This window comes from Phormidium tenue FACHB-1050 (genome assembly GCF_014696925.1).
Lineage (GTDB): Bacteria > Cyanobacteriota > Cyanobacteriia > Pseudanabaenales > Pseudanabaenaceae > Pseudanabaena.
Window position 1 is genome coordinate 13,956 of the sequence record NZ_JACJQY010000028.1, and the last position, 20,345, is coordinate 34,300.

28 protein-coding genes are annotated in these 20,345 nt (G+C 43.2%); 5 read left to right on the top strand and 23 right to left on the bottom strand.

What is annotated here, in order from left to right:
* Positions 1-8: 8 nt before the first annotated feature.
* Together H6G05_RS16140 and dnaG are read left to right on the top strand one after the other, a co-directional pair.
* Positions 9-971: a CobW family GTP-binding protein gene (locus H6G05_RS16140; protein WP_190579345.1), complete on the top strand. Its 963-nt coding sequence runs from the start codon at positions 9-11 to the stop codon at positions 969-971.
* Positions 972-1,288: 317 nt separating this feature from the next.
* Entirely contained in the window at positions 1,289-3,247 is a 1,959-nt protein-coding gene (dnaG, locus tag H6G05_RS16145; RefSeq protein WP_190579347.1) for a DNA primase, read from the top strand.
* A 119-nt stretch (positions 3,248-3,366) separates the two neighbouring features.
* On the opposite strand, the gene H6G05_RS16150 is transcribed toward dnaG, so the two are convergent.
* Positions 3,367-4,593, bottom strand: coding sequence for a chromate transporter (locus H6G05_RS16150; protein ID WP_190579349.1), 1,227 nt, complete (start codon positions 4,591-4,593; stop codon positions 3,367-3,369).
* 252 nt (positions 4,594-4,845) lie between these two features.
* On the opposite strand from H6G05_RS16150, the gene H6G05_RS16155 reads away from it, so the two are divergent.
* Complete coding sequence (locus tag H6G05_RS16155) at positions 4,846-5,334, top strand: gamma-glutamylcyclotransferase (protein WP_322096379.1); 489 nt, start codon at positions 4,846-4,848, stop codon at positions 5,332-5,334.
* A gap of 90 nt (positions 5,335-5,424) precedes the next feature.
* Here the strand turns inward: H6G05_RS16155 and H6G05_RS16160 are convergent, their stop codons facing one another.
* On the bottom strand, positions 5,425-6,123 hold the full coding sequence (locus tag H6G05_RS16160) for a Uma2 family endonuclease (RefSeq protein ID WP_190579353.1): 699 nt from the start codon (positions 6,121-6,123) through the stop codon (positions 5,425-5,427).
* A 168-nt stretch (positions 6,124-6,291) separates the two neighbouring features.
* Here H6G05_RS16160 and H6G05_RS16165 point away from each other — a divergent pair, with 168 nt between their 5' ends.
* On the top strand, positions 6,292-9,045 hold the full coding sequence (locus tag H6G05_RS16165) for a class I SAM-dependent DNA methyltransferase (RefSeq protein WP_190579354.1): 2,754 nt from the start codon (positions 6,292-6,294) through the stop codon (positions 9,043-9,045).
* 108 nt (positions 9,046-9,153) lie between these two features.
* A complete protein-coding gene (locus tag H6G05_RS16170) occupies positions 9,154-9,393 on the top strand; it encodes a DUF2281 domain-containing protein (RefSeq protein WP_190579356.1) in 240 nt (79 codons plus the stop codon).
* Positions 9,394-9,519: 126 nt separating this feature from the next.
* Here the strand turns inward: H6G05_RS16170 and H6G05_RS16175 are convergent, their stop codons facing one another.
* The 21 genes from H6G05_RS16175 to H6G05_RS16275 all read right to left on the bottom strand — a co-directional run bounded on the left by H6G05_RS16175 (position 9,520) and on the right by H6G05_RS16275 (position 20,328).
* Complete coding sequence (locus H6G05_RS16175) at positions 9,520-9,780, bottom strand: Txe/YoeB family addiction module toxin (protein WP_199310591.1); 261 nt, start codon at positions 9,778-9,780, stop codon at positions 9,520-9,522.
* 7 nt (positions 9,781-9,787) lie between these two features.
* On the bottom strand, positions 9,788-10,072 hold the full coding sequence (locus H6G05_RS16180; RefSeq protein ID WP_142598930.1) for a type II toxin-antitoxin system Phd/YefM family antitoxin: 285 nt from the start codon (positions 10,070-10,072) through the stop codon (positions 9,788-9,790).
* Positions 10,073-10,283: 211 nt separating this feature from the next.
* Entirely contained in the window at positions 10,284-10,523 is a 240-nt protein-coding gene (infA, locus tag H6G05_RS16185) for a translation initiation factor IF-1 (protein ID WP_094530993.1), read from the bottom strand.
* A 113-nt stretch (positions 10,524-10,636) separates the two neighbouring features.
* A complete protein-coding gene (locus H6G05_RS16190) occupies positions 10,637-11,194 on the bottom strand; it encodes an adenylate kinase (protein WP_190579359.1) in 558 nt (185 codons plus the stop codon).
* Positions 11,194-12,534, bottom strand: coding sequence for a preprotein translocase subunit SecY (gene secY / locus H6G05_RS16195; protein ID WP_094530989.1), 1,341 nt, complete (start codon positions 12,532-12,534; stop codon positions 11,194-11,196). The genes H6G05_RS16190 and secY overlap by 1 nt, the downstream gene beginning before the upstream one ends.
* Positions 12,535-12,707: 173 nt before the next feature.
* Positions 12,708-13,151, bottom strand: coding sequence for a 50S ribosomal protein L15 (gene rplO, locus H6G05_RS16200; protein ID WP_094530987.1), 444 nt, complete (start codon positions 13,149-13,151; stop codon positions 12,708-12,710).
* A gap of 51 nt (positions 13,152-13,202) precedes the next feature.
* Positions 13,203-13,817 (bottom strand): 30S ribosomal protein S5, encoded by a 615-nt coding sequence (rpsE, locus tag H6G05_RS16205; RefSeq protein ID WP_190579360.1) that lies wholly within the window; start codon positions 13,815-13,817, stop codon positions 13,203-13,205.
* 35 nt (positions 13,818-13,852) lie between these two features.
* On the bottom strand, positions 13,853-14,218 hold the full coding sequence (gene rplR, locus H6G05_RS16210; RefSeq protein WP_190579362.1) for a 50S ribosomal protein L18: 366 nt from the start codon (positions 14,216-14,218) through the stop codon (positions 13,853-13,855).
* Positions 14,219-14,284: 66 nt separating this feature from the next.
* Positions 14,285-14,848, bottom strand: a complete 564-nt coding sequence (gene rplF / locus H6G05_RS16215) for a 50S ribosomal protein L6 (protein WP_094530980.1) — start codon at positions 14,846-14,848, stop codon at positions 14,285-14,287.
* A gap of 72 nt (positions 14,849-14,920) precedes the next feature.
* Positions 14,921-15,322 carry a 30S ribosomal protein S8 gene (gene rpsH, locus H6G05_RS16220; RefSeq protein WP_094530978.1) on the bottom strand — a complete coding sequence of 134 codons (402 nt, stop codon included), beginning with the start codon at positions 15,320-15,322 and terminating at the stop codon, positions 14,921-14,923.
* Between the two features lie 23 nt (positions 15,323-15,345).
* Positions 15,346-15,891, bottom strand: a complete 546-nt coding sequence (rplE, locus tag H6G05_RS16225) for a 50S ribosomal protein L5 (protein ID WP_190579364.1) — start codon at positions 15,889-15,891, stop codon at positions 15,346-15,348.
* A gap of 48 nt (positions 15,892-15,939) precedes the next feature.
* Complete coding sequence (gene rplX, locus H6G05_RS16230) at positions 15,940-16,323, bottom strand: 50S ribosomal protein L24 (RefSeq protein ID WP_190579366.1); 384 nt, start codon at positions 16,321-16,323, stop codon at positions 15,940-15,942.
* On the bottom strand, positions 16,323-16,691 hold the full coding sequence (rplN, locus tag H6G05_RS16235; protein WP_009625480.1) for a 50S ribosomal protein L14: 369 nt from the start codon (positions 16,689-16,691) through the stop codon (positions 16,323-16,325). The genes rplX and rplN overlap by 1 nt, the downstream gene beginning before the upstream one ends.
* Before the next feature lie 3 nt (positions 16,692-16,694).
* Entirely contained in the window at positions 16,695-16,946 is a 252-nt protein-coding gene (gene rpsQ, locus H6G05_RS16240; RefSeq protein ID WP_094530969.1) for a 30S ribosomal protein S17, read from the bottom strand.
* A gap of 33 nt (positions 16,947-16,979) precedes the next feature.
* Complete coding sequence (gene rpmC, locus H6G05_RS16245) at positions 16,980-17,183, bottom strand: 50S ribosomal protein L29 (protein WP_094530967.1); 204 nt, start codon at positions 17,181-17,183, stop codon at positions 16,980-16,982.
* Positions 17,184-17,187: 4 nt separating this feature from the next.
* The gene (gene rplP / locus H6G05_RS16250) at positions 17,188-17,601 is read right to left on the bottom strand and encodes a 50S ribosomal protein L16 (RefSeq protein WP_094530965.1); all 414 of its coding nucleotides are present in this window, start codon (positions 17,599-17,601) and stop codon (positions 17,188-17,190) included.
* Between the two features lie 27 nt (positions 17,602-17,628).
* On the bottom strand, positions 17,629-18,375 hold the full coding sequence (gene rpsC, locus H6G05_RS16255) for a 30S ribosomal protein S3 (RefSeq protein WP_094530963.1): 747 nt from the start codon (positions 18,373-18,375) through the stop codon (positions 17,629-17,631).
* 2 nt (positions 18,376-18,377) lie between these two features.
* The gene (rplV, locus tag H6G05_RS16260) at positions 18,378-18,734 is read right to left on the bottom strand and encodes a 50S ribosomal protein L22 (protein ID WP_009625485.1); all 357 of its coding nucleotides are present in this window, start codon (positions 18,732-18,734) and stop codon (positions 18,378-18,380) included.
* Between the two features lie 18 nt (positions 18,735-18,752).
* Positions 18,753-19,031, bottom strand: a complete 279-nt coding sequence (rpsS, locus tag H6G05_RS16265; RefSeq protein WP_190352277.1) for a 30S ribosomal protein S19 — start codon at positions 19,029-19,031, stop codon at positions 18,753-18,755.
* A 64-nt stretch (positions 19,032-19,095) separates the two neighbouring features.
* Complete coding sequence (gene rplB / locus H6G05_RS16270; protein ID WP_094530958.1) at positions 19,096-19,962, bottom strand: 50S ribosomal protein L2; 867 nt, start codon at positions 19,960-19,962, stop codon at positions 19,096-19,098.
* Between the two features lie 51 nt (positions 19,963-20,013).
* Positions 20,014-20,328: a 50S ribosomal protein L23 gene (locus H6G05_RS16275; protein WP_094530955.1), complete on the bottom strand. Its 315-nt coding sequence runs from the start codon at positions 20,326-20,328 to the stop codon at positions 20,014-20,016.
* Positions 20,329-20,345: the final 17 nt, after the last annotated feature.

Here is a 20,345-nt window from a genome sequence, read left to right on the forward strand (position 1 = left end):
AAAAATCAATGATCACCAACACACAAATTCCCGTCACCGTCCTCACAGGCTACCTCGGCGCAGGAAAAACCACATTACTTAATCGCATTCTCACCCATGAACATGGTAAAAAAGTTGCTGTCATCGTCAATGAATTTGGCGAAGTGGGCATCGATCACAAATTAGTGGTCAATGCCGATGAAGAAATCTTTGAGATGAATAATGGTTGTATTTGCTGCACTGTGCGCGGTGACTTGATTCGGATTATTACAAACTTAATGCGCCGCCGTGACAAGTTCGATCATCTAGTCATTGAAACTACGGGACTCGCTGACCCTGCCCCCGTAATTCAAACCTTCTTTGTTGATGAAGATGTCAGTGCCAAAACAAAGCTAGATGCAGTAGTCACCGTCGTTGATGCTAAACATATCTCTCAGCATTGGGATGCGGAAGAAGCTCAGGAACAAATTGCTTTTGCGGATATTATTCTGCTCAACAAAACTGATTTGGTCAGTGAAACAGAACTATTAGAACTAGAACAACGCATTAAATCCATGAACTTAATGTGTAAAATCTATCGCACGCAAAACTCAGAGATTGAAATGGATGCAGTTTTAGGTGTTGGTGCATTTCAGCTAGATCGGGCTTTGCAAATCGATCCTGAGTTTCTTGGCGAAGATGCCCATGAGCATGACGACACGGTGAAATCTGTGGCGATCGTTGAAGAGGGTGAACTCTATTTACCTAAAGTCAATGCTTGGATTAGCGACCTATTAAGAGAGCAAGGCGTTGATATTTTCAGGATGAAAGGTATTCTCAATATCAAAGGAATTGATGAGCGCTTTGTGTTTCAAGGTGTGCATATGTTGTTTGACGCTACCCGCGATCGCCTATGGAAACCCGATGAGCATCGCCATAATGAACTCGTATTCATCGGACGAAACCTTGACTCAGTAAAGTTAAAATCAGATTTTCTTGCTTGTATGTATTGATTGATAAAGCATCGCAAAGCAATGCTTTTACTGTTTTGTCTCCCAGCAAAAGTTCAATCCACGCCCCCCTGCTTAGTATTTGCTTAACTCAGATCTTGCACCATTTTAGAAGAAACAGTCCACTAGTTTTGGATGACAAGAAACCTGTAAATGCACAGATCCCCGACTTTTTCTAGGCAAGCAAAGGCAACTTACAAATTCACAAAAAAAGTCGGGGATCTCAAACTCGCGCTTTTTAAATAGGTTCTACTTTTTTGATAGTGGTTGATATAAAATATATTGAGCATACTGCGGTTTACAAATAAGCGATCGCGATTATGTCTGCACAGTTCCAAATCCACAAAGACACCATTGACCAAGTAAGTCAAAGGGCAGACATCGTAGATATCGTCTCCGAGCGTGTTGTGCTACGCAAAAGTGGGGCGAATTTTCGGGGAGCTTGCCCTTTTCACAATGGCACAAACGCTACAGCGCTGACGGTGAACCCATCACGGCAGATGTATCACTGCTTTAACTGTGGGGCAGCAGGTGGGGCGGTTAAGTTTTTGATGGAGATCGATAAGCGATCGTTCTCTGACGTAGTTTTGGATTTAGCGAAACGTTATAACGTTCCTATTCAAACTGTCGAACCCGAAAAAGCAAAGGAAATTCAGCGTCAAATCTCCCATCGCGATCGCCTCTATGAAGTGATGGCTTTGACGACAAGTTTTTATCAACATGCGCTCTATGCACCACAGGGAAGGCAGGCTCTTGCCTATCTTGTCGAAAAGAGACAAATGAGCAAAGAGACAATCCAGAAATTTCAACTGGGTTATGCGCCTGCGGGTTGGGAAACCTTAATGGGATATCTGGTGCAGCAAAAACAGATTCCTGTCAGTTTAGTGGAAGAAGCAGGATTAATCGTTCCTCGCAAAACGGGGAATGGATTTTATGATCGCTTTCGCGATCGCTTAATGATTCCCATTCACGATACTCGTGGGCGCGTGATTGCCTTTGGTGGGCGATCGCTTGGTGATGAAGAACCAAAATATTTAAACTCTCCTGAAACGGAACTCTTTAGTAAGGGTACGGTTCTGTTTGGGATGGATAAGGCGCGAGATGCTATATCTAAGTCTGATCAGGCGATTGTCGTAGAGGGTTATTTTGATGCGATCGCTTTACATCAAGCGGGAATCGAACAGGCGATCGCCACAATGGGAGTAGCGCTTAATGCCGATCAAATGAAGCAGTTATTACGCTATAGCGAATCAAAAAATGTAATTTTAAATTTTGATGCGGATAAGGCAGGGATTACGGCGGCAGAAAAAGCGATCGCAGGTTTTAAGGAATTAGTTTTTAATGGCACAGTGCAGTTGCGAGTGTTGACGATGCCCGATGGCAAGGATGCCGATGAATATCTCAAACAACATAGTGCTGAAGCTTATCGAGATTTACTGACAAACGCACCATTATTTCTTGATTGGCAGATCGATCAAATACTTACAGGGCAAGATCTTAATCAAGCTGATCGTTTTCAAAAGAGTAGTCAAGCGATCGCGCAATTACTCAATAATCTACCCGTTGATTCCTTCTTTCGCACCCATTATATCCATACTTCTGCTCAGAAACTATCTCAAGGTAATTCCTATCTAGCTCTGCGACTAGAGCAAGACCTGCGCCGCCAATTACGGAATACGCGCTGGAATAGCAATAAACCTGCTCCTTCGTTGACAACGACCACAAATTCGCTACATATTGCCGAAACTCAACTTTTGCAAATCTATCTGCATTTCCCCCAACATCGCGCTTATCTATATCAAGAGATAGCCGAAGAAGAGAATATTGAATTTACGCAATCGAATCATCGCTATCTTTGGCAAACAATTCTCAATCTGCTTCAAGAAAACAAAACTTCTCTCGCTGCTGAAGAGCCCTATCCTGATCATTTAGTGCAGCAACTACAGATTCTCTGTGCTGAGCAAGAAGAAGTTGCCCAGCAATTGCAGCATCTGCTTTGGCTCGATGAAAATTCGCGTATTGGTTTATTACGTCCACAAATCGTGGTGAGAACTGCGATCGCTAAGATTCAATACATCATGTGTGAGAAGCATGAAAAGGACTGGTTAAGCAAATATCAAAGTATTGATGTGATTGCTAATCCCGCCTTTGGCTATGAATGTCAAGCCAAAGTTAATGAAGCAAGGCAGCGTAAAGCCGAAATTCGTAAACAGATAGAGGTTAATTATCTTGATCTCTCTGGTACTAGTACGAATGAGAAGAATGTGATTGAGTTTTGAAATTAATTTAAGTCAAAGTGTCAGGATCAACGCCAAGTTCACGTAACTTCGCTGCTAATATTTCAGCCTTTTCAGCACTCCATAACAGCAACGTTTAGTATAGCTTTGAAAGCTCTTGATTAAATTGCCTTAAATTTAAGCAGCCAGCCAATCGCACCTCCTGCAATTACTAACCAAGCCGAATTAACTTTAGGGAATTTGAGTAAAATCCCTAAACTAGCGATCGCTACCACTATTGTCCAAATATCAATTAAAGTACCGCGACCTAACTCCCAAGCTACAGCCGCCATCAAACCAATGGAAGCAGCATTAACTCCATCAAGAAAACCTGCTGTCCAAGGAGATTTGCGTAATTTGGAGACAAAGGGATTAATCAGAGGAACTAAAATAAAAGCTGGTAAAAAGATGCCAATCGTAGCAGCGATCGCCCCCAAATTTCCTGCCAATAGATAACCGATAAATGTTGCGGTAGTTAGTACGGGACCGGGGGTAAACTGTCCAATCGCGATCGCATCTAATAACTGTTGCGAAGTCAACCAATGATTGCGATCGACAAATTCCTGCTGAACAAAGGCTAATAGCACATAACCACTACCATAGAGAACTGAACCAATTTTTAGAAAGCTTAAAAATACAGCAGTCCAAGGTTTAGGCGCGATTTCGGTAGCAACAGTGCTTAAGGGAAACGGGAAAAAAGAAAAAGGAAAAAGAATGCTAGGGAGGGATTTAGGATTTTTGAGGAAGTTAAGGTTACGAACTAGGGTTACGGCGATACCTGCACCGATCATCAAAGCAACTTCGTTGACTCCGAGAAAATATAAAGCCAATACCAAAATTCCTGCGCTCCAAGTTGCGGCATTTTTTAGTCCCGATCGCCCTAATTTCCATAATGCTTGAGCAATAATCGCGATAATTACGGGCTTAACTCCATACAACAACCATCCAACTGTGGGAATAGTTTGATACTGAACATAAACAATTGCTAATCCCCATACTAATAACATTGCAGGAATAATAAAACTCGCTCCTGCGACGATCGCTCCTAATATTCCAGCCTGTTCTAATCCCACATGAATTACCAATTCAGTCGAATTAGGTCCTGGGATTAAGTTACTAATACTCAATAAATCTAGTAATTTCTCACGACTCAACCATCGACGATTCTGCACCACTTCCAACTCAATTTGAGCAACATGGGCGGCTGGGCCCCCAAAGGCGATCGCGCCAAGCTTGGCAAAAACTAAAGCTAATTCGGATAATTTGGGCTTTGTGGATAACTGGGCTTTTTGCTCTTGATCATCTAACAAAGATTCTGGTTCTAGATCTTTTTTTGTATATTCGGGCATATTTTTTTTAAATTAGGTGCGACATACTTTATTAGATCAATTAGCAATAGAGTCTTTTTAGCTCAAAAAATTCATCTAATTGTTAACTCTGATGAGCATACACAAAGCCTTATACTTTTGGCAGGTATCCCAGAATACTAAAAAGCTTTTGCCTAACTTACAGATATGGTAGATCCGCTCAAATCACAGCAAATACAACAGTTACAGACTTCAGAAAATTCTGATCTGGAGTTATGTGGTCAATCAGAACCGATGTTTTATTATTTCGCTTACGGTTCCTGTATGTGTCCTGTGGATTTGAAGCGATCGCTTGGGGAGACAGCCCATCATTATGTTGTAGGTGTGGCGCGTTTGAGTGGATATAAGCTTGGTTTTTATTATCGATCGCCCCATCGTGATTGTGGCTGCTTAGATATTGTCAAAGATGCAAATTCTTATGTAGAAGGCGTTTTGTATTGTTTACCGATGCGTCTAAGCGAGCAGCTTGATATTCGTGAAGATGTATCAAGGGGTGGCTATCAGCATGAACTGATTACAGTTACTGTTGGTCAAACTGTTTACACCAATGTCAGAACCTATAGCGTAGTCAATAAGCTATCTCGTGAACTTGCTCCCAATGATTGGTATTCCAATGTTGTTTTGCGAGGTGCTTCTACCTGTGGATTAACCGAAAAATATTTTTGGCAATTGTTTTATCATATTTACCAATTGCAGTCCTATCACAAACGCCAATACAGTTAACTATTGGTGGGCGCTTCGCGCCTACCAATAGTTAATACCTATTCCCGAAAGTATGGCAACACTTTTGGGATTTGTCTCATGTGAAATCGCCTAAATCACCTCATCCCGCACTACATTTTCTCTTACCCATTTACGAAATTCCCTTAAGGTTCCACTTTCTCCTAAAGTTAGACGCTTCTGCACATATTCCACAATTATCGCGGCTGGCAAATCAGGAAAAGATAAACTCTTTGCTATTGGCTGATACGCTCCATTTTCTAAGGCAAGAAATTCTAAGCTATAGCCATCATAGCGCCAGACTTCAGGCACAGCTAGCAAAGCATAAATTGGTAAACGGCGATCGCTTGGATTGGTAATATCCACTTCTAAAACTAAGTCGGGTGCTGGATCTTGTCCTACGATAATTACTTCTTTACCACGAATTATTGGCTCATTTTGGATGTAGTAACAAGAATCTGGCTCTGCTCCTAGCTTGAGATCGGGGATCTTCATCAGCAAAGAGCCAAGCTTTCGCAAATCAATTGCTAATTCATCAGAAAATGCTCGAATTAAATCATCAATAAACCGATTACTACCTTCATGGAGCGAGAGGGGTGACATAATTTCTAAAGTACCGTTGATGAAATGAAATAAGGTTTTACGGCGATCGCCAATATCAGCAAGTAATCGCTCAAATGTATCCCAGCTAATGTTATTCAAGATCACGCGATTTTCGGCAAGTGGTCTAACTTGCTCAGCGATCGCAGTGGAAGTTAAGTTAGTAGGTTTACTGAGTGGTGTGGCAATCATCGTAGTTTCCTATGTTTTTCAAATTCTTGTTTTTTTGCTCTTAGATTAAAGAACGTAGGCGATCGCCTTTTTCCTATTGTTTCCTCTCCCCAAGTTAATTATAGGTAGTTTTAGAAAACAAATGCTAGTATAAATATTACCTAAAATTATGCCTTAACATTTGTCCATATGCCTTTAAGTTGGAATGAGATTAAGCAAAGGGCGATCGCCTTTTCTAAGGAATGGGAAAATGAGACTTCAGAGAAGTCAGAATCTCAATCTTTCTGGAACGAATTTTTTAATGTGTTTGGCATTTCACGGCGGCGGGTGGGGAGTTTTGAGTTGCCTATTAAAAAAGCGGATAACAAACAAGGCTTTATTGATTTGTTGTGGAAGGGGACGATTTTGGTGGAGCATAAGTCTAGGGGCAAGGACTTAGATAAGGCGACACAACAGGCTAAGGATTATTTTCCCAATTTAAAGGAGCATGAGTTACCCAAGTATATTTTGGTGTCGGATTTTCACAAATTCAGGCTCTATGATTTAGATACAGATGTTAATGCAGAGTTTGAGCTAAAGGATTTTGTCAACCATGTGCATCTATTCGGCTTTATGGCGGGATATGAGAAACGGGTTTATAAGGATGAAGATCCTGTCAATATTGCGGCGGCGGAGTTGATGGGAAAACTACATGATCGCCTTAAGGAGATTGGCTATACGGGGCATGACTTAGAGGTGTATCTAGTCAGGCTGTTGTTTTGTATGTTTGCCGATGATACGGGGATTTTTAACAAGGGGATTTTTTGGGAATATATCGATCTGCATACTAAGGAAGATGGTAGCGATTTGGCGATGCACATTGCTTCGATTTTTCATATTTTGAATACACCCAATGAACGCCGCTTAAAAAATTTAGATGAGAATTTGGCGCAGTTTCCCTATGTGAATGGGAAGTTATTTGAGGAGACTGTGCAACCTGCGGCGTTTGATAAGCAGATGCGCGAGATGTTGCTAGAGGCTTGCGCGTTTGATTGGGGTAAGATTTCGCCTGCAATTTTTGGGTCGATGTTTCAGGCGGTGATGAATCAGACGGAACGGCGTAATTTGGGGGCGCATTACACTTCTGAGAAGAATATCCAAAAGTTGATTAAGCCGCTTTTTTTGGATGATCTTTATACTGAATTTGAGAAAGTAAAGGGTAATCGCAACAGGTTAAACGAGTTACATCAGAAGATTGCGAATCTGCATTTTCTCGATCCTGCTTGTGGTTGCGGTAATTTCTTGATTATCACTTATCGGGAGTTGCGCGATTTAGAGATTTTGATTTTATTGGAGTTGAATAAGGGTGGGCAGTTGGTGACGGATGTTAGCTCAATTATTCAAGTGGATGTGGATCAGTTTGCGGGGATTGAATATGATGAGTTTGCGGTGCGGGTTGCTGAGGTGGCGATGTGGTTGATCGATCATCAGATGAATATCAAGGTTAGTAATGAGTTTGGACAGTATTTTGTGCGTTTGCCTTTGAAGAAGGCGGCGAAGATTGTGCATGGTAATTCGTTGCGGATTGATTGGGAGTCGGTTGTTGCAAAGGAGAAGTTAAATTTCATTTTAGGTAATCCTCCATTTGTTGGGAAAGCTTTTCAAGATACTCAACAAAAGGCAGATATGCAAGAAATATTTGCAGGTGTGAAAGGTGCAGGGGTTTTAGATTATGTTGCAGCTTGGTATGTCAAGGCGGCTCATTTTATCCAAGAAACAAATATTCATATCGCTTTTGTTAGTACAAGTTCTATTTCGCAAGGTGAGCAAGTCGGAATTCTTTGGCAAGAACTTTATAGCAAATATAAAATCAAGATTCATTTTGCTCATCGGACTTTTAGTTGGAGTAATGAAGCTAAAGCCAATGCTGCTGTGCATTGTGTGATTATTGGCTTTGGGTTGTATGATGTTGAAAATAAAAGGATTTTCGATTACATAGACATTAAAAGTGAACCGTCAGAGAAGAAAGTTAAGAATATAAATCCCTATTTAGTGGAAGGTAGCGATCTAGTAATTTTAAGCCGTAAAACTCCTATTTCTAATGTCCCAAATATTAATTTTGGTAGTATGCCAAATGATGGCGGACATTTGATTTTGACTGAATCTGAAAAAGATGAGTTTTTAAAAAATGAACCAGAAGCCGAAAAATGGATAAGACCTTACACAGGTGGGCATGAGTTTATTAATGGATATTCACGTTATTGTTTTTGGCTTATTGATATCCAGCCTCAAGACCTCAAACGATTTAAGGGTATTGCTCAAAGAGTTGAAGAAGTTAAAAAAACTCGTAGTCAAAGCAATAGAGACGCAACTCGAAAACTGGCAGATTTCCCAACGCTTTTTGGAGAAAATAGGCAACCTCAGAAAGATTATCTTGCAATTCCAGAAGTTTCTTCTGAGAGAAGAAAATATATCCCAATCGGCTTTTTGAAGTCTCATATTATCGCCAGTAACAAACTTCAGCTTATACCTGATGCAACGCCTTATATTTTTGGTGTTCTCACATCTGAAATGCACATGACTTGGATGAAGTATGTCTGTGGAAGATTAGAAAGTCGTTTTGATTATTCAAGTACAATCGTTTACAACAACTATCCATTTCCTGAAAACGCAAACGACAAACAAAGGCAAAAAGTGGAAACTGCCGCGCAAGCAGTATTAGACACAAGGGCAAAATATCCCGATAGCAGCCTCGCCGATCTCTACGATCCTCTCACCATGCCGCCCGACTTGGTAAAAGCACATCAAACCCTAGACAAAGCCGTAGACCTTTGCTATCGTCCCCAACCCTTCGTTAGCGAACTAAACCGCATTGAGTATTTATTTAGCCTCTATGAAGCCCTAAGTGCGCCACTGCTCAAAGTCGAAAAGAAAAAACGGGTTAAGAAAAACCCTGAAACGTAGGGGCAATTCATGAATTGCCCCTACACTTTTAATTGTTTGATGTGGCGAACGCTAATTTATATCACTACTTTCAATAATTTATTTATCAAACAACCGAAAAATAAAATTATGCAAACATTACCTAAAATCGAAGAAACCTTAATCGCAGTCATCAAAACCTTACCTGTTGAGAAACAGCAAGCATTATTAGAATTTGCCGAATTTTTGCAAGCCAAAACAATCTCTAAAGCCCCCAGCAAAAACATCAAAGGCTTATGGGCAAATGCAGATATTAATCTCACTGAAGAAGATCTCGCTCCAACTAGAAAAGAAATGTGGGCAAACTTCCCCAAGGATATTGAGATCTAAAACTTATAGAATATTCAGACAATTTGGTAGCTTTAAATGTAGAGGTAGTTAAACAATCGTCTGTTGTGGCGATCGCTAATTTATATCACTACTTTCAAGAAGCATAATGAGGCGGACTTTTCTAATTCAATAGTGATATCTACATTGCAAAAATTTAATGTAATTTTGCTCAACTAGATAAACCAAGCGATGCTCTTGAGTAATACGACGTGACCAAATACCAGAACCAAGATATTTTAAAGGTTCAGGCTTCCCAATTCCGTTAAAAGGATCGCGCATGACCGCATCGACTAAATCCATTACCCTCAAAGCAACCTTACGATCAACAGAAATCCAATGGGTTAAATCTGTACGAAAATCTTGATCGAAAATAGATTCTCTATTCAATGGAGAATTACTCTTTGACAAGCCCTAACTCCTTTCGCAAATCATCAGGTGTTTGAGAATCTTCTACATTCGCTCTAGCGCGACTAATAGCATTTAACAAACGTTCTGCATTCTTAGGTGATCGCAAAAGATGCATAGTTTCTAACAAGCTTTGTAACTCATCAGCAGCAATCAGAGCAACATTTTCACCATTTTGACTTTTGATGTAAATAATTTCACGATCATTAACAACGCGATCGAGCAATACATTCAAATTTGGTGTTGTCAGTGCATAGCTAGTTTCAACAATCATAATGACTTCCTGAAATCTTACTAAGATTATAGTCGGTTCTCTAAAAACTATGGCATAAAGCTTTAAAAGCAGATGTAGTTAAGCTATTGTCTGATATGGCGATCGCTAATCTTTCCCATTACTAGCAAGAAGCATAATAAGCGCGATCGCAAGTTCATATCTAAAACAAAAGAGGCAACTTTACTAAGTAAAGTTGCCTCTTTTGTTTGTTTTATTTCTTGCCGCCGCCTTGATTTTTGAGACGGTAGGTAATGCGTCCTTTAGTAAGGTCATAGGGCGTTAGCTCCACCTTAACGCGATCGCCTGGCAAAATCTTGATATAGTTCCGACGAATCTTACCCGAAATGTGAGCAAGTACATTAAAGCCATTATCGAGAGCAACCCGAAACATAGCGTTAGGAAGAGACTCAGTTACCGTCCCTTCCATTTCAATAGAATCTTCTTTTGACAAACAAACTCTCCCAAATTTAGTATTAGTTCTTTATGTATTTGTTGTGAGCGCAAAGCACTTGCAACAGAGGATAGATATTTGGTGAAGCATCACTTGATCAAATATCACCGTATCTATGCAAAGAATTTTTTGATTGTCTCAGTTACTTCTGGCATCGACGGTGTGCCATCAATTTGAGTAACATGCTTTCCATAAAATTCTAGCAAAGGTCGAGTTTTGGCATTGTACTCTTCCAATCGATTTTTGATGACTTCCTCATTATCATCAGCACGTCCTTGGTCGATCGCCCTTGCTAACAAGCGATCGACTAAAAACTGATCTGGCACATCCAGATTTACCACTGCATCATAGGGTTGGTTAATCTCCGCTAATAGCGCATCAAGAGCCTCAGCTTGGGCTACTGTGCGCGGAAAGCCATCAAGAATCCAACCAACTTGAGTATCAGGCTGTCTCAAGCGTGACTCAATCACCTCAATTACAACCTCATCAGGCACAAGTCGCCCAGAATCACTAAAAGACTTAACTTTCAGTCCTAGCTCAGTCCCTTGCTTAATTTCAGCACGAAAAATATCACCAGGTGCAATTTTGGGCACTTGCCAAGCTTCAGCCAAAATTTCGCCCTGCGTACCTTTACCTGCTCCAGGTGGCCCCATCAAAATCACTCTAGGCATTACTGTTTCACCATGCCTTCATAACGTTGAGAAATCACATAGGTTTGAATTTGCTTCGAGGTTTCGATCGCCACACCAACCAAGATCAGTAAAGAAGTTGCACCAATGCCACTAAAGGTTGATACACCAGTAGCTTTTTCCAAAGCACTAGGAATAATCGCAATGCCGCACAAGAAAATTGAACCAAGCAAAGTCAATCGATTCAAAATACGGCTGATATAATCCGAAGTTGCCGTCCCTGGGCGCACGGTGGGAATACTGCTGCCCATCTTCTTGAGGTTCTGTGACAATTCCACAGGATTAAGAACTAAGGTCGAGTAAAAGAAGCTAAATCCTAGAATTAGCAACATATACACAGGAATGTGACCAGCACCACTAGGAGAAATCCAAGTCGCGATCGCCACAAACACCTCATTATTAATGCTTTGGCTGAGATAGGCTGGCAAAATCATCACCGATGAAGCAAAAATAATTGGCATCACACCGCCCTGATTTAAGCGTAATGGCAAGTAAGAAGCTTGCTCGCGATAAAGCTTGCGCCCCACTTGTCGGCGTGCCGAAATAATGGGAATCCGCCGCGTTCCTTCCTGCACAAACACAATGCCAATGATCATGACCAAGAAAATAAACAGCAGCAAGATTACGCCACCAACCCGTGAGCTATCTTTTTGAGCTAGCGCGATCGTATCTCCCAAAGAAGATGGCAAATTGGCGACAATACTAATAAAAATCAGTAAAGATGCACCATTACCAACGCCTTTCTCGGTAATCAGTTCACCAGCCCACATCACAAACATTGAGCCAGCAGCCAAAGCTACTGTTGTTTGAAAGATAAAGCTAGACATAATTACGCGACCGTCACCAACTGTGATCCAGTTAGATGTAGCTTCAGAAAGTACGCCAGAGTTCTGCACCCAAACCCCAAGTCCCCAACTTTGGATCACACCCCACACAAAAGCGACATAGCGCGTGTATTGGGAAATCTTTCTGCGTCCAGCTTCACCTTCATTTTTTTGAAGATTTTCTAAACTTGGGAGCGCCGAAGTCATCAATTGCATGATGATCGAGGCATTGATAAATGGCAGAATCCCAAGGGCAAAAATACCGAGCAGTGACAAGCCACCACCAGAAAAAATATCCAAGAAATTAACTACCGCATTATTTCTGACAATTTCTGTAAAGCGGAGACGATCAACCCCTGGTAATGGCAAATAGATGCCAAGTCTAACTAATATCAAAACACCAACAGTAACTAACAAACGACCTCTTAGCCCTGCGGCTTGAGCCATTTGCATAAAAGTTTCTTGTGCTGTCGGGTTCTTTCCTTTACTGACAACCATAACTACACTTACCTCAAGCTATTGATTGGGTTAGGCAGCGATCGCCTAACCTAAGATATTTAAATATTGTAAAGCGATGTCGAGTCACAAGGGGCTGAAGCCCATTGTCCAAAAACAACAAAAGAGAATATGTGGCGAAACGCTTAGCGCTCCGCCACATATTCTCTTTTTGACTAGGCAACTTCTACAGTGCCGCCAGCAGCTTCGATTTTAGCCTTGGCAGATGTGGTAATCGAATGAGCGCGAACTGTAAGCGCTACACTCACATCACCTCTACCCAATACGCGCAATACACCATCATTTTGAGTAATAATGCCTGCATCCATTAAGGATTCAAGGGTTACTACCGTACCTTTAGGTAATTCGCTTAATTGATCAAGATTAACAATTGTGAAATGTTTAGGATTAACAATTGTGAAATGCTTAAGTTTGGGTACTCGTCTGTAAAGGGGGATTTGACCACCTTCAAAACCAGGTCTGGTGGGGCGACCTGAACGAGATTTTTGACCACGCATACCGAAACCACCGCTAGCACCTTGCCCTGCGGCAATACCACGTCCTAAACGACGTTTGCGATGCTGTGAGCCTTCTTGAGGCTGAAGATCGTCAATTCTCATAGTTTTTCCTTTTCACTTTTGACAATAACGGCGCTTAGCACCGTTATTGCATTAATTAAATAACTGTTCAAGGGTAATACCACGCGCTCTGGCAACTTCACCAAAGGTACGCAGGGTTGAAAGTGCGTTAATTGCGGCTCGAGCATTGTTGAGAGGGCTGCTAGAACCGAGTTGCTTAGCCAAAATGTTTTTGACTCCAGCTAGTTCTAGTACAGTTCTGACAGCGCCACCAGCGATTACCCCAGTACCTGGAGATGCAGGACGAATCATCACTTTAGCGCCACCGCCAATTCCGTTAGTTGGATGAGGGATGGAATTGCTCTTGGTCAAAGGTACGTCGATCGCGTGCTTTCTAGCATCGGCAACACCTTTCTTGACGGCGTTAATAACATCAGCAGCTTTGCCAACACCAACACCGACTTGACCCTTCTCATTACCGACGACCACGATCGCACGGAAGCTGAGTTTTTTACCGCCCTTGACAACCTTAGTGACTCGACGGATTTGGACTACCCGTTCTTGCCATTCAGATTCTTTCTCGGTACGAGCGCGATCACTCTTTTTACTATCGCGCTTACCTTTGCGTTTTTCATCGCGGTTATCGCCACTGTCGCCGCTGCCACTGTCGCGACCACCACCTGGTCTTGATTCTCTATTCTTAGCCATATTTATTTCTATCTACTGATTCACTGCTGGATGATTTAGAAATCGAGACCTGCTTCGCGAGCAGCTTCAGCGAGAGCTTGGACTCTTCCATGATAGAGGTTGCCACCACGGTCGAATACAACCTTGGTAATTCCCTGTGCGATCGCTCTTTCAGCAATCAACGCACCAACCTTAGCCGAAGCTTCAGAATTGGCTGTAGTGCTGAGGCTCTCACGAACATCTGATTCGAGGGTTGAAGCAGCAACGAGAGTATGTTGAGCCACATCATCAATTACCTGCGCCACAATATGATTGTTAGAGCGATAAATTGCAAGGCGAGGACGTTCGGGTGTACCTGTCATCCCCTTACGAATTCGCTTATGGCGGCTTATGGTTGCTTGTCTACGACTATTAGCACTCATGTTTTTTATATATGAAAATTACAAAAATTAAGAAGATTAAATAAAGAAGCTAGAAAAAGCTTAGCTTTACTTCTTACCAGTCTTACCAGCCTTACGTCTGACGAATTCGCCAAAGTAACGAATACCCTTGCCTTTGTATACTTCAGGAGGACGTACAGCACGAATTTTGGCTGCTAAGTTACCAACGATTTCTTTGTCAATACCTTCTACAACAATAAATGTGCCTTGAGGTACTTTCTTGCCAGAGGCATCTTCAACTGCGAGGGAAACTCCTGTAGGAGGAATAATATCAACAGTGTGGCTGTAGCCAACGGTCAGAACAATATTGCTGCCGTTCAAGTTAGCCCGATAACCAACACCTTGAATTTCCAACTTACGCTGAAAGCCAGTGGACACACCTTCGACCATGTTGGCAACGAGGGTGCGGAAAAGTCCGTGCTGTTGCCTTGCAGGACGAGATTCATTGGCACGATTAACAACTAAGTTGTTTTCTTCTTGCAGAACTTCCACAGTGGGTGGCAACACCCGTTTAAGTTCTCCTTTAGGTCCTTTGACGGTTACCTCTTGCCCAACGATCGAGACCGCAACTTTAGGGGGAAGAGGAATGGGACGTTTTCCAATACGAGACATGTCTGTTTTCCGTTGCTTGTAATGTTATGTGCTGAGTTAACAGCCTGAATTACCAGATCTTGAGGATCTGAATTACCAGATATAGCAAAGGACTTCACCGCCGACACCCTGTTTACGGGCTTCGCGATCGGTCATGATCCCTTTAGAGGTGGAGATGATCGCAATGCCGATCCCACCTAATACACGGGGTAATTCTTTGGAGTTCGAGTAAACCCGTAAACCAGGTTTGCTAACGCGCTTGAGGCGCTTAATAATCGATTGACGATTTTTGCCTTCATACTTGAGGGCGACGACCAAAGCGCGGTCGATACTTTCGCCTGTTTCTTCAAAATCTGCGATAAAACCTTCTTGTTTCATCACTCGGGCTATGCTCAACGTCATTCTTGTAGCAGGAATGGAAGTTGTCTGGTGCTTTGCAAGTGTTGCATTGCGAATGCGGGTAAGCATGTCCGAGATGGTGTCGTTGGTAGCCATCCTTATCTCCTAATTCGATCTACTTATGATTCTCTAAAGGGCATACCAACTGCTTTCAGGAGCGCACGTCCTTCTTCGTCCGTGTTGGCAGTGGTAATGATGGAAATATCAAGCCCCCGAATTTGCTCAATACTGTCGTAGCTGATTTCGGGGAAGATAAGTTGCTCGCGAACACCGAGGGTATAGTTACCACGTCCATCAAAGCTCTTGGGGCTAACACCGCGAAAGTCACGGATGCGAGGCAAGGAGAAGTTGATTAGACGATCCAAGAAGTTATTCATCTTGTCGCGGCGGAGGGTGACCATCATGCCGACGGGCATTCCTTGACGCAATTTGAAACCAGCGATCGCTTTTTTAGCTCTAGTTACCACGGGCTTTTGACCAGCGATCGTGGCAATTTCGGTTAAAGACGCTTCTAGGGATTTTGCATTTTGTGCAGCTTCACCTAGACCACGGTTGATCACAACTTTCTCAAATCTGGGAACTTGATGGATGTTGGTGTACTTGAACTGCTCCATTAATTTAGGAACAGCTTGTTTGGCATAGACTTCGGCAAACGGTGTCAGCATTTTATCTTCCTCGATGATTTTTCCTGGGCTTGGTCAGGTTGTGTAGAATTATTTCTTTTCAGTCTTAACGGAATCAACGATTTCGCCAGTCTTTTTCAACATTCTTACTTTCTTGCCATCATCCGTAAAGGTGAAGCAAGAACGACTAGCGGTCTTTTCCTTTTCGGAATATAACAACACTTTAGAACTGTGGATCGGGAACTCGCGAGTGATGATTTGTCCAGACTCGCCATCAGCTTGAGGCTTGACATGCTTAGTCTTAACATTCACACCTTCAACGATGATGGTGCTGTCTTTAGGGAAAACCTGTAACACCTTTGCTACAGTCCCTTTAGAGCTTCCTGAAATTACTTGAACCACATCATCTTTTTTGACATGAATCTTAAAAGACTTGCGGTTGCCGCGATAGGCAGGTTTTGACTTGAATGACATTACAGTACCTCTGGCGCTAGGGAGATAATTTTAGTGAAATTTTTATCCCGCAACTCACGCGCAACTGGACCAAATACGCGGGTTCCTTTGGGGTTGCCGTCTTGGTTAATGATTACAGCGGCATTGTCGTCAAAGCGAATTCTCATGCCGCTTTCACGGTTGATGGATGCTTTAGTACGAACAATCACGGCGCGGACAACATCAGATTTTTTGACTGGCATATTGGGAGCAGCGTCTTTGACAGTAGCGATGATGACATCACCAACTCCGCCAAAGGCGCGATTACCACCAGCTAGGACGCGAATACATAGCAGCTTCTTAGCCCCGCTATTATCCGCAACGTTTAGATAAGACTCTTGTTGAATCATGACTTATGCTTCCGAGCTAGATGAGAGAATCTCTACAACTTCCCATCGCTTTGTACGGCTGAGGGGACGGGTTTCCCGAATTTTGACGCGATCGCCTTCACGGGTTTTATCTTCTTCATCGTGGGCTTTAAACTTGGTAGTTTTGACCACGATTTTTCCATATTTGGGATGAGAGGTACGATTTTCAACCGCAACCACCACCGTTTTTTGCATTTTGTCGCTGACGACAACGCCAACTTTTTCTTTAACTGCCATTGCTAAAATTCCTATGTTTTGTAAATAGCTTTCTTAAGCTCTGGACTGACGTTCGCGTTCGACGGTCATCAGTTGAGACAAACGATGCTTAGCATGTTGGAACTGATGTGGCTGGACAGGTTGTCTAGTAGCCTGCTTGAAGCGCAGATCAAATAGCTCTTTCTTGACGGTCAAGATCTGAGCTTGCAACTCATCATCAGATAGCTCTCTAGTTTCTTGGACTTTTGGGAGTGCCATATCTTTACTCCTTCTCACGGATAACAAATCTGGTTTTGATCGGCATTTTGGCTGCGGCAAGACGAATAGCTTCTCTTGCAGTTTCTTCGGCTACGCCAGCAACTTCAAACATGATGCGACCGGGCTTGACCACTGATACCCAAAACTCGGGAGCACCTTTACCAGAACCCATACGGGTTTCAGCAGGACGCATTGTTACGGGCTTGTCTGGGAAAATGCGAATCCAAATCTTGCCACCGCGACGGATGTAGCGGTTCATGGCACGACGGGCAGCTTCGATTTGACGGGCGGTAATCCAAGAAGGTTCTAAAGCCTGCATGGCATAATCACCAAAGTTGATTTCAGTTCCTCTGGTAGCGGGACCTGCCATCCGACCGCGTTGCTGCTTACGAAATTTTGTACGTTTAGGACTTAACATGGTTCAAAACTTAAGGGTGACAGAAATTTATCCTTCAGCGCTAGAACGATCCTCAAATTGAGGACGACGTTGCTGGCGACGACGGGGTTGAGCGGCTGGAGCAGGAGCTTCTTCGCCTTGAATGATTTCGCCTTTAAAGATCCAGACTTTGATGCCAATGACACCATAAATAGTTCTGGAAGTTTTGTAGCTGTAGTCGATGTCCGCTCGCAATGTATGCAAAGGAACACGACCTTCACGAACCCATTCAGTTCTCGCAATTTCAGCACCGTTAAGACGACCACTGATTTGCACCTTGATGCCTTCGATGCCTGCACGTTGCGCTCTTTGAATAGCTTGACGAACAACACGACGGAAGGAAACACGACGTTCGATTTGCTGAGCGATGTATTCAGCGATGAGAGGCGCTTCCGCATCAACTCTGGTTACTTCGGTGACGTTAATCCGAACTTGGCTAGTACCTGTCTTTTTCAGGGAACCGTCTTGTTCGAGATACTTGACTAGTCCGACGCGCAATTGCTCGATACCAGCGCCACCACGACCAACAACAACTCCAGGACGAGCTGTGCGAATTTCGAGATCTACTTGATCAGCTTTGCGATCAATCAGGATTTCAGCGATACCAGCATTACTCAAAGTTTTTTCAATAAACTTACGGATTTTGCTGTCTTCTTCAGCCAAGACACCGTAGCGATTGACATCAGCGTACCAACGAGAAAGATGGGACTTGGTGATGCCGAGGCGTAACCCTGTTGGGTGAATCTTCTGACCCATACCTATTCTTCCTCCGATGGTTTGACGGTGATCGTAATGTGGCACGTTGGCTTACGGATTTGGTAAGCACGACCTTGAGCGCGGGGACGGAAGCGCTTGAGGCTAGGTCCCATATCGGCGAAGGCTTGGTTAACTACTAAAGATGCGGGATCTAGTCCTGCGTTATGTTCAGCATTAGCTACAGCAGAACGCAATACTTTCGTAATTGGTTCGCAGGAGCGATAAGGCATGAACTCAAGAATCATCAATGCTTCGCGGTAGCTACGACCACGGATTTGGTCTAGTACTCGACGCACCTTATGGGGTGACATCCGAATATATTTGGCTACGGCAGGGATTTCGTTTTGGGCGAGGATCATTTTTAACTACCTGTCTACCTATCTCTTAGCCTTTTTGTCGCTCTTGGCATGGCCGCGGAAGGTGCGAGTAGGGGCAAACTCACCGAGTTTGTGTCCTACCATTTGCTCCGTGACATATACAGGAACGTGCTGTTTTCCGTTGTGACAAGCAATGGTATGCCCGATCATTTGAGGAAGAATGGTGGAAGCGCGTGACCATGTTTTGATAACTTGCTTTTCGCCTTTGGCGTTGAGCTTTTCAATTTTGGTCAATAAGTGATCGGCAACAAAGGGACCTTTTTTTAGCGATCGCGTCATAATTTTTTATTCTCTAAATAAATCTTCGCGCTAGGCGACTGATTGGCAGTCGCTTAGCAAAAAATTAGGCGTTACGTCCGCCCTTACCGCGCTTCGAGGACTTGCGACGGCGACGAACAATAAGGGCATCACTGAGTTTACCCTTCTTGCGAGTCTTGTAACCCAAGGTTGGTTTACCCCAAGGCGTAACAGGACCACTGCGACCAATGGGGGCGCAACCTTCACCACCACCATGGGGGTGATCGACGGGGTTCATGACCATACCACGGACTTTAGGACGACGGTTCAACCAACGGCTGCGACCTGCTTTACCAAGACTGGTATTGCTGTGATCGAGGTTGCCAACTTGTCCGATGGTGGCGAAACAATCTTTGCGAATCAAACGAACTTCACTAGAAGGAAGCTTGAGGGTGACGAAATCACCTTCCTTAGCTGCAATTTGAGCACCAGCACCAGCTGAGCGCACAATTTGCCCACCTTTACCAGGGACGAGTTCCACATTGTGAACAATCGTACCAAGAGGGATGTTTACCAATGGCATTGCGTTACCGATTTCAAAAGGTACATTGCTTGTACCTGCTTGAATCTTGTTACCAACAGCGATTCCTTTGGGAGCAAGGATGTATCTCTTTTCGCCGTCTTCGTATTGCAACAGTGCAATACGAGAAGTGCGGTTGGGATCGTACTCGATCGCAATTACTTCGGCGATAATGTCGCGTTTATTGCGTTTGAAATCAATAATCCGATAGAGTCTCTTATGACCACCACCGCGTCTGCGGCTGGTGATAACACCACGGTTATTGCGTCCTCTTTTACGATGGACGTGGCTTGTTAAAGACTTTTCGGGTTCTGATTTAGTGATTTCCGAGAAGTCCGAGACAACAGTTTGTCTGGTACTTGCGGTATACGGTTTATATGCACGAACGCCCATAATTGTCTGGTTTTGTTAAAGAACAGTTCTCTGGTTTTTTTAAGCTAGTGCTTATACATCGGGGAACAAATCAATTTTGCTGCCTTCGGCAAGGGTGACGATCGCTCTTTTGATTTGAGCGCGTTTGCCTGCAAACTTACCAATCCGACGCGCTTGCGCGGGTGGGTTATGGGTGTTCACTTTTTTGACCGTAACTGAGAAAAGGCTTTCGATAGCTGCCTTGATCTCAGGTTTAGTAGCATCATGAAAAACATCAAATGTGTATTTGTTGCTTTCAAGTTGTCGGGTTGCCTTTTCATTGAGCAGAGGGCGACGAATGATATCGGGCAAGCGACGGGGATCGAATTCGGTAGGGATCTTAGCCATGGTGTTTCTTTCTTCTA

Bases quoted from the DNA above. Each gene is read 5' to 3' on its own strand.
- H6G05_RS16140 (WP_190579345.1), top strand. From the start codon at position 9: ATGATCACCAACACACAAATTCCCGTCACCGTCCTCACAGGCTACCTC.
- dnaG (WP_190579347.1), top strand. From the start codon at position 1,289: ATGTCTGCACAGTTCCAAATCCACAAAGACACCATTGACCAAGTAAGT.
- H6G05_RS16150 (WP_190579349.1), bottom strand. From the start codon at position 4,593: ATGCCCGAATATACAAAAAAAGATCTAGAACCAGAATCTTTGTTAGAT.
- H6G05_RS16155 (WP_322096379.1), top strand. From the start codon at position 4,846: ATGTTTTATTATTTCGCTTACGGTTCCTGTATGTGTCCTGTGGATTTG.
- H6G05_RS16160 (WP_190579353.1), bottom strand. From the start codon at position 6,123: ATGATTGCCACACCACTCAGTAAACCTACTAACTTAACTTCCACTGCG.
- H6G05_RS16165 (WP_190579354.1), top strand. From the start codon at position 6,292: ATGCCTTTAAGTTGGAATGAGATTAAGCAAAGGGCGATCGCCTTTTCT.
- H6G05_RS16170 (WP_190579356.1), top strand. From the start codon at position 9,154: ATGCAAACATTACCTAAAATCGAAGAAACCTTAATCGCAGTCATCAAA.
- H6G05_RS16180 (WP_142598930.1), bottom strand. From the start codon at position 10,072: ATGATTGTTGAAACTAGCTATGCACTGACAACACCAAATTTGAATGTA.
- H6G05_RS16190 (WP_190579359.1), bottom strand. From the start codon at position 11,194: ATGCCTAGAGTGATTTTGATGGGGCCACCTGGAGCAGGTAAAGGTACG.
- secY (WP_094530989.1), bottom strand. From the start codon at position 12,534: ATGGTTGTCAGTAAAGGAAAGAACCCGACAGCACAAGAAACTTTTATG.
- rplO (WP_094530987.1), bottom strand. From the start codon at position 13,151: ATGAGAATTGACGATCTTCAGCCTCAAGAAGGCTCACAGCATCGCAAA.
- rpsE (WP_190579360.1), bottom strand. From the start codon at position 13,817: ATGGCTAAGAATAGAGAATCAAGACCAGGTGGTGGTCGCGACAGTGGC.
- rplR (WP_190579362.1), bottom strand. From the start codon at position 14,218: ATGAGTGCTAATAGTCGTAGACAAGCAACCATAAGCCGCCATAAGCGA.
- rplF (WP_094530980.1), bottom strand. From the start codon at position 14,848: ATGTCTCGTATTGGAAAACGTCCCATTCCTCTTCCCCCTAAAGTTGCG.
- rpsH (WP_094530978.1), bottom strand. From the start codon at position 15,322: ATGGCTACCAACGACACCATCTCGGACATGCTTACCCGCATTCGCAAT.
- rplE (WP_190579364.1), bottom strand. From the start codon at position 15,891: ATGCTGACACCGTTTGCCGAAGTCTATGCCAAACAAGCTGTTCCTAAA.
- rplX (WP_190579366.1), bottom strand. From the start codon at position 16,323: ATGTCATTCAAGTCAAAACCTGCCTATCGCGGCAACCGCAAGTCTTTT.
- rplN (WP_009625480.1), bottom strand. From the start codon at position 16,691: ATGATTCAACAAGAGTCTTATCTAAACGTTGCGGATAATAGCGGGGCT.
- rpsQ (WP_094530969.1), bottom strand. From the start codon at position 16,946: ATGGCAGTTAAAGAAAAAGTTGGCGTTGTCGTCAGCGACAAAATGCAA.
- rpmC (WP_094530967.1), bottom strand. From the start codon at position 17,183: ATGGCACTCCCAAAAGTCCAAGAAACTAGAGAGCTATCTGATGATGAG.
- rplP (WP_094530965.1), bottom strand. From the start codon at position 17,601: ATGTTAAGTCCTAAACGTACAAAATTTCGTAAGCAGCAACGCGGTCGG.
- rpsC (WP_094530963.1), bottom strand. From the start codon at position 18,375: ATGGGTCAGAAGATTCACCCAACAGGGTTACGCCTCGGCATCACCAAG.
- rplV (WP_009625485.1), bottom strand. From the start codon at position 18,734: ATGATCCTCGCCCAAAACGAAATCCCTGCCGTAGCCAAATATATTCGG.
- rpsS (WP_190352277.1), bottom strand. From the start codon at position 19,031: ATGACGCGATCGCTAAAAAAAGGTCCCTTTGTTGCCGATCACTTATTG.
- rplB (WP_094530958.1), bottom strand. From the start codon at position 19,962: ATGGGCGTTCGTGCATATAAACCGTATACCGCAAGTACCAGACAAACT.
- H6G05_RS16275 (WP_094530955.1), bottom strand. From the start codon at position 20,328: ATGGCTAAGATCCCTACCGAATTCGATCCCCGTCGCTTGCCCGATATC.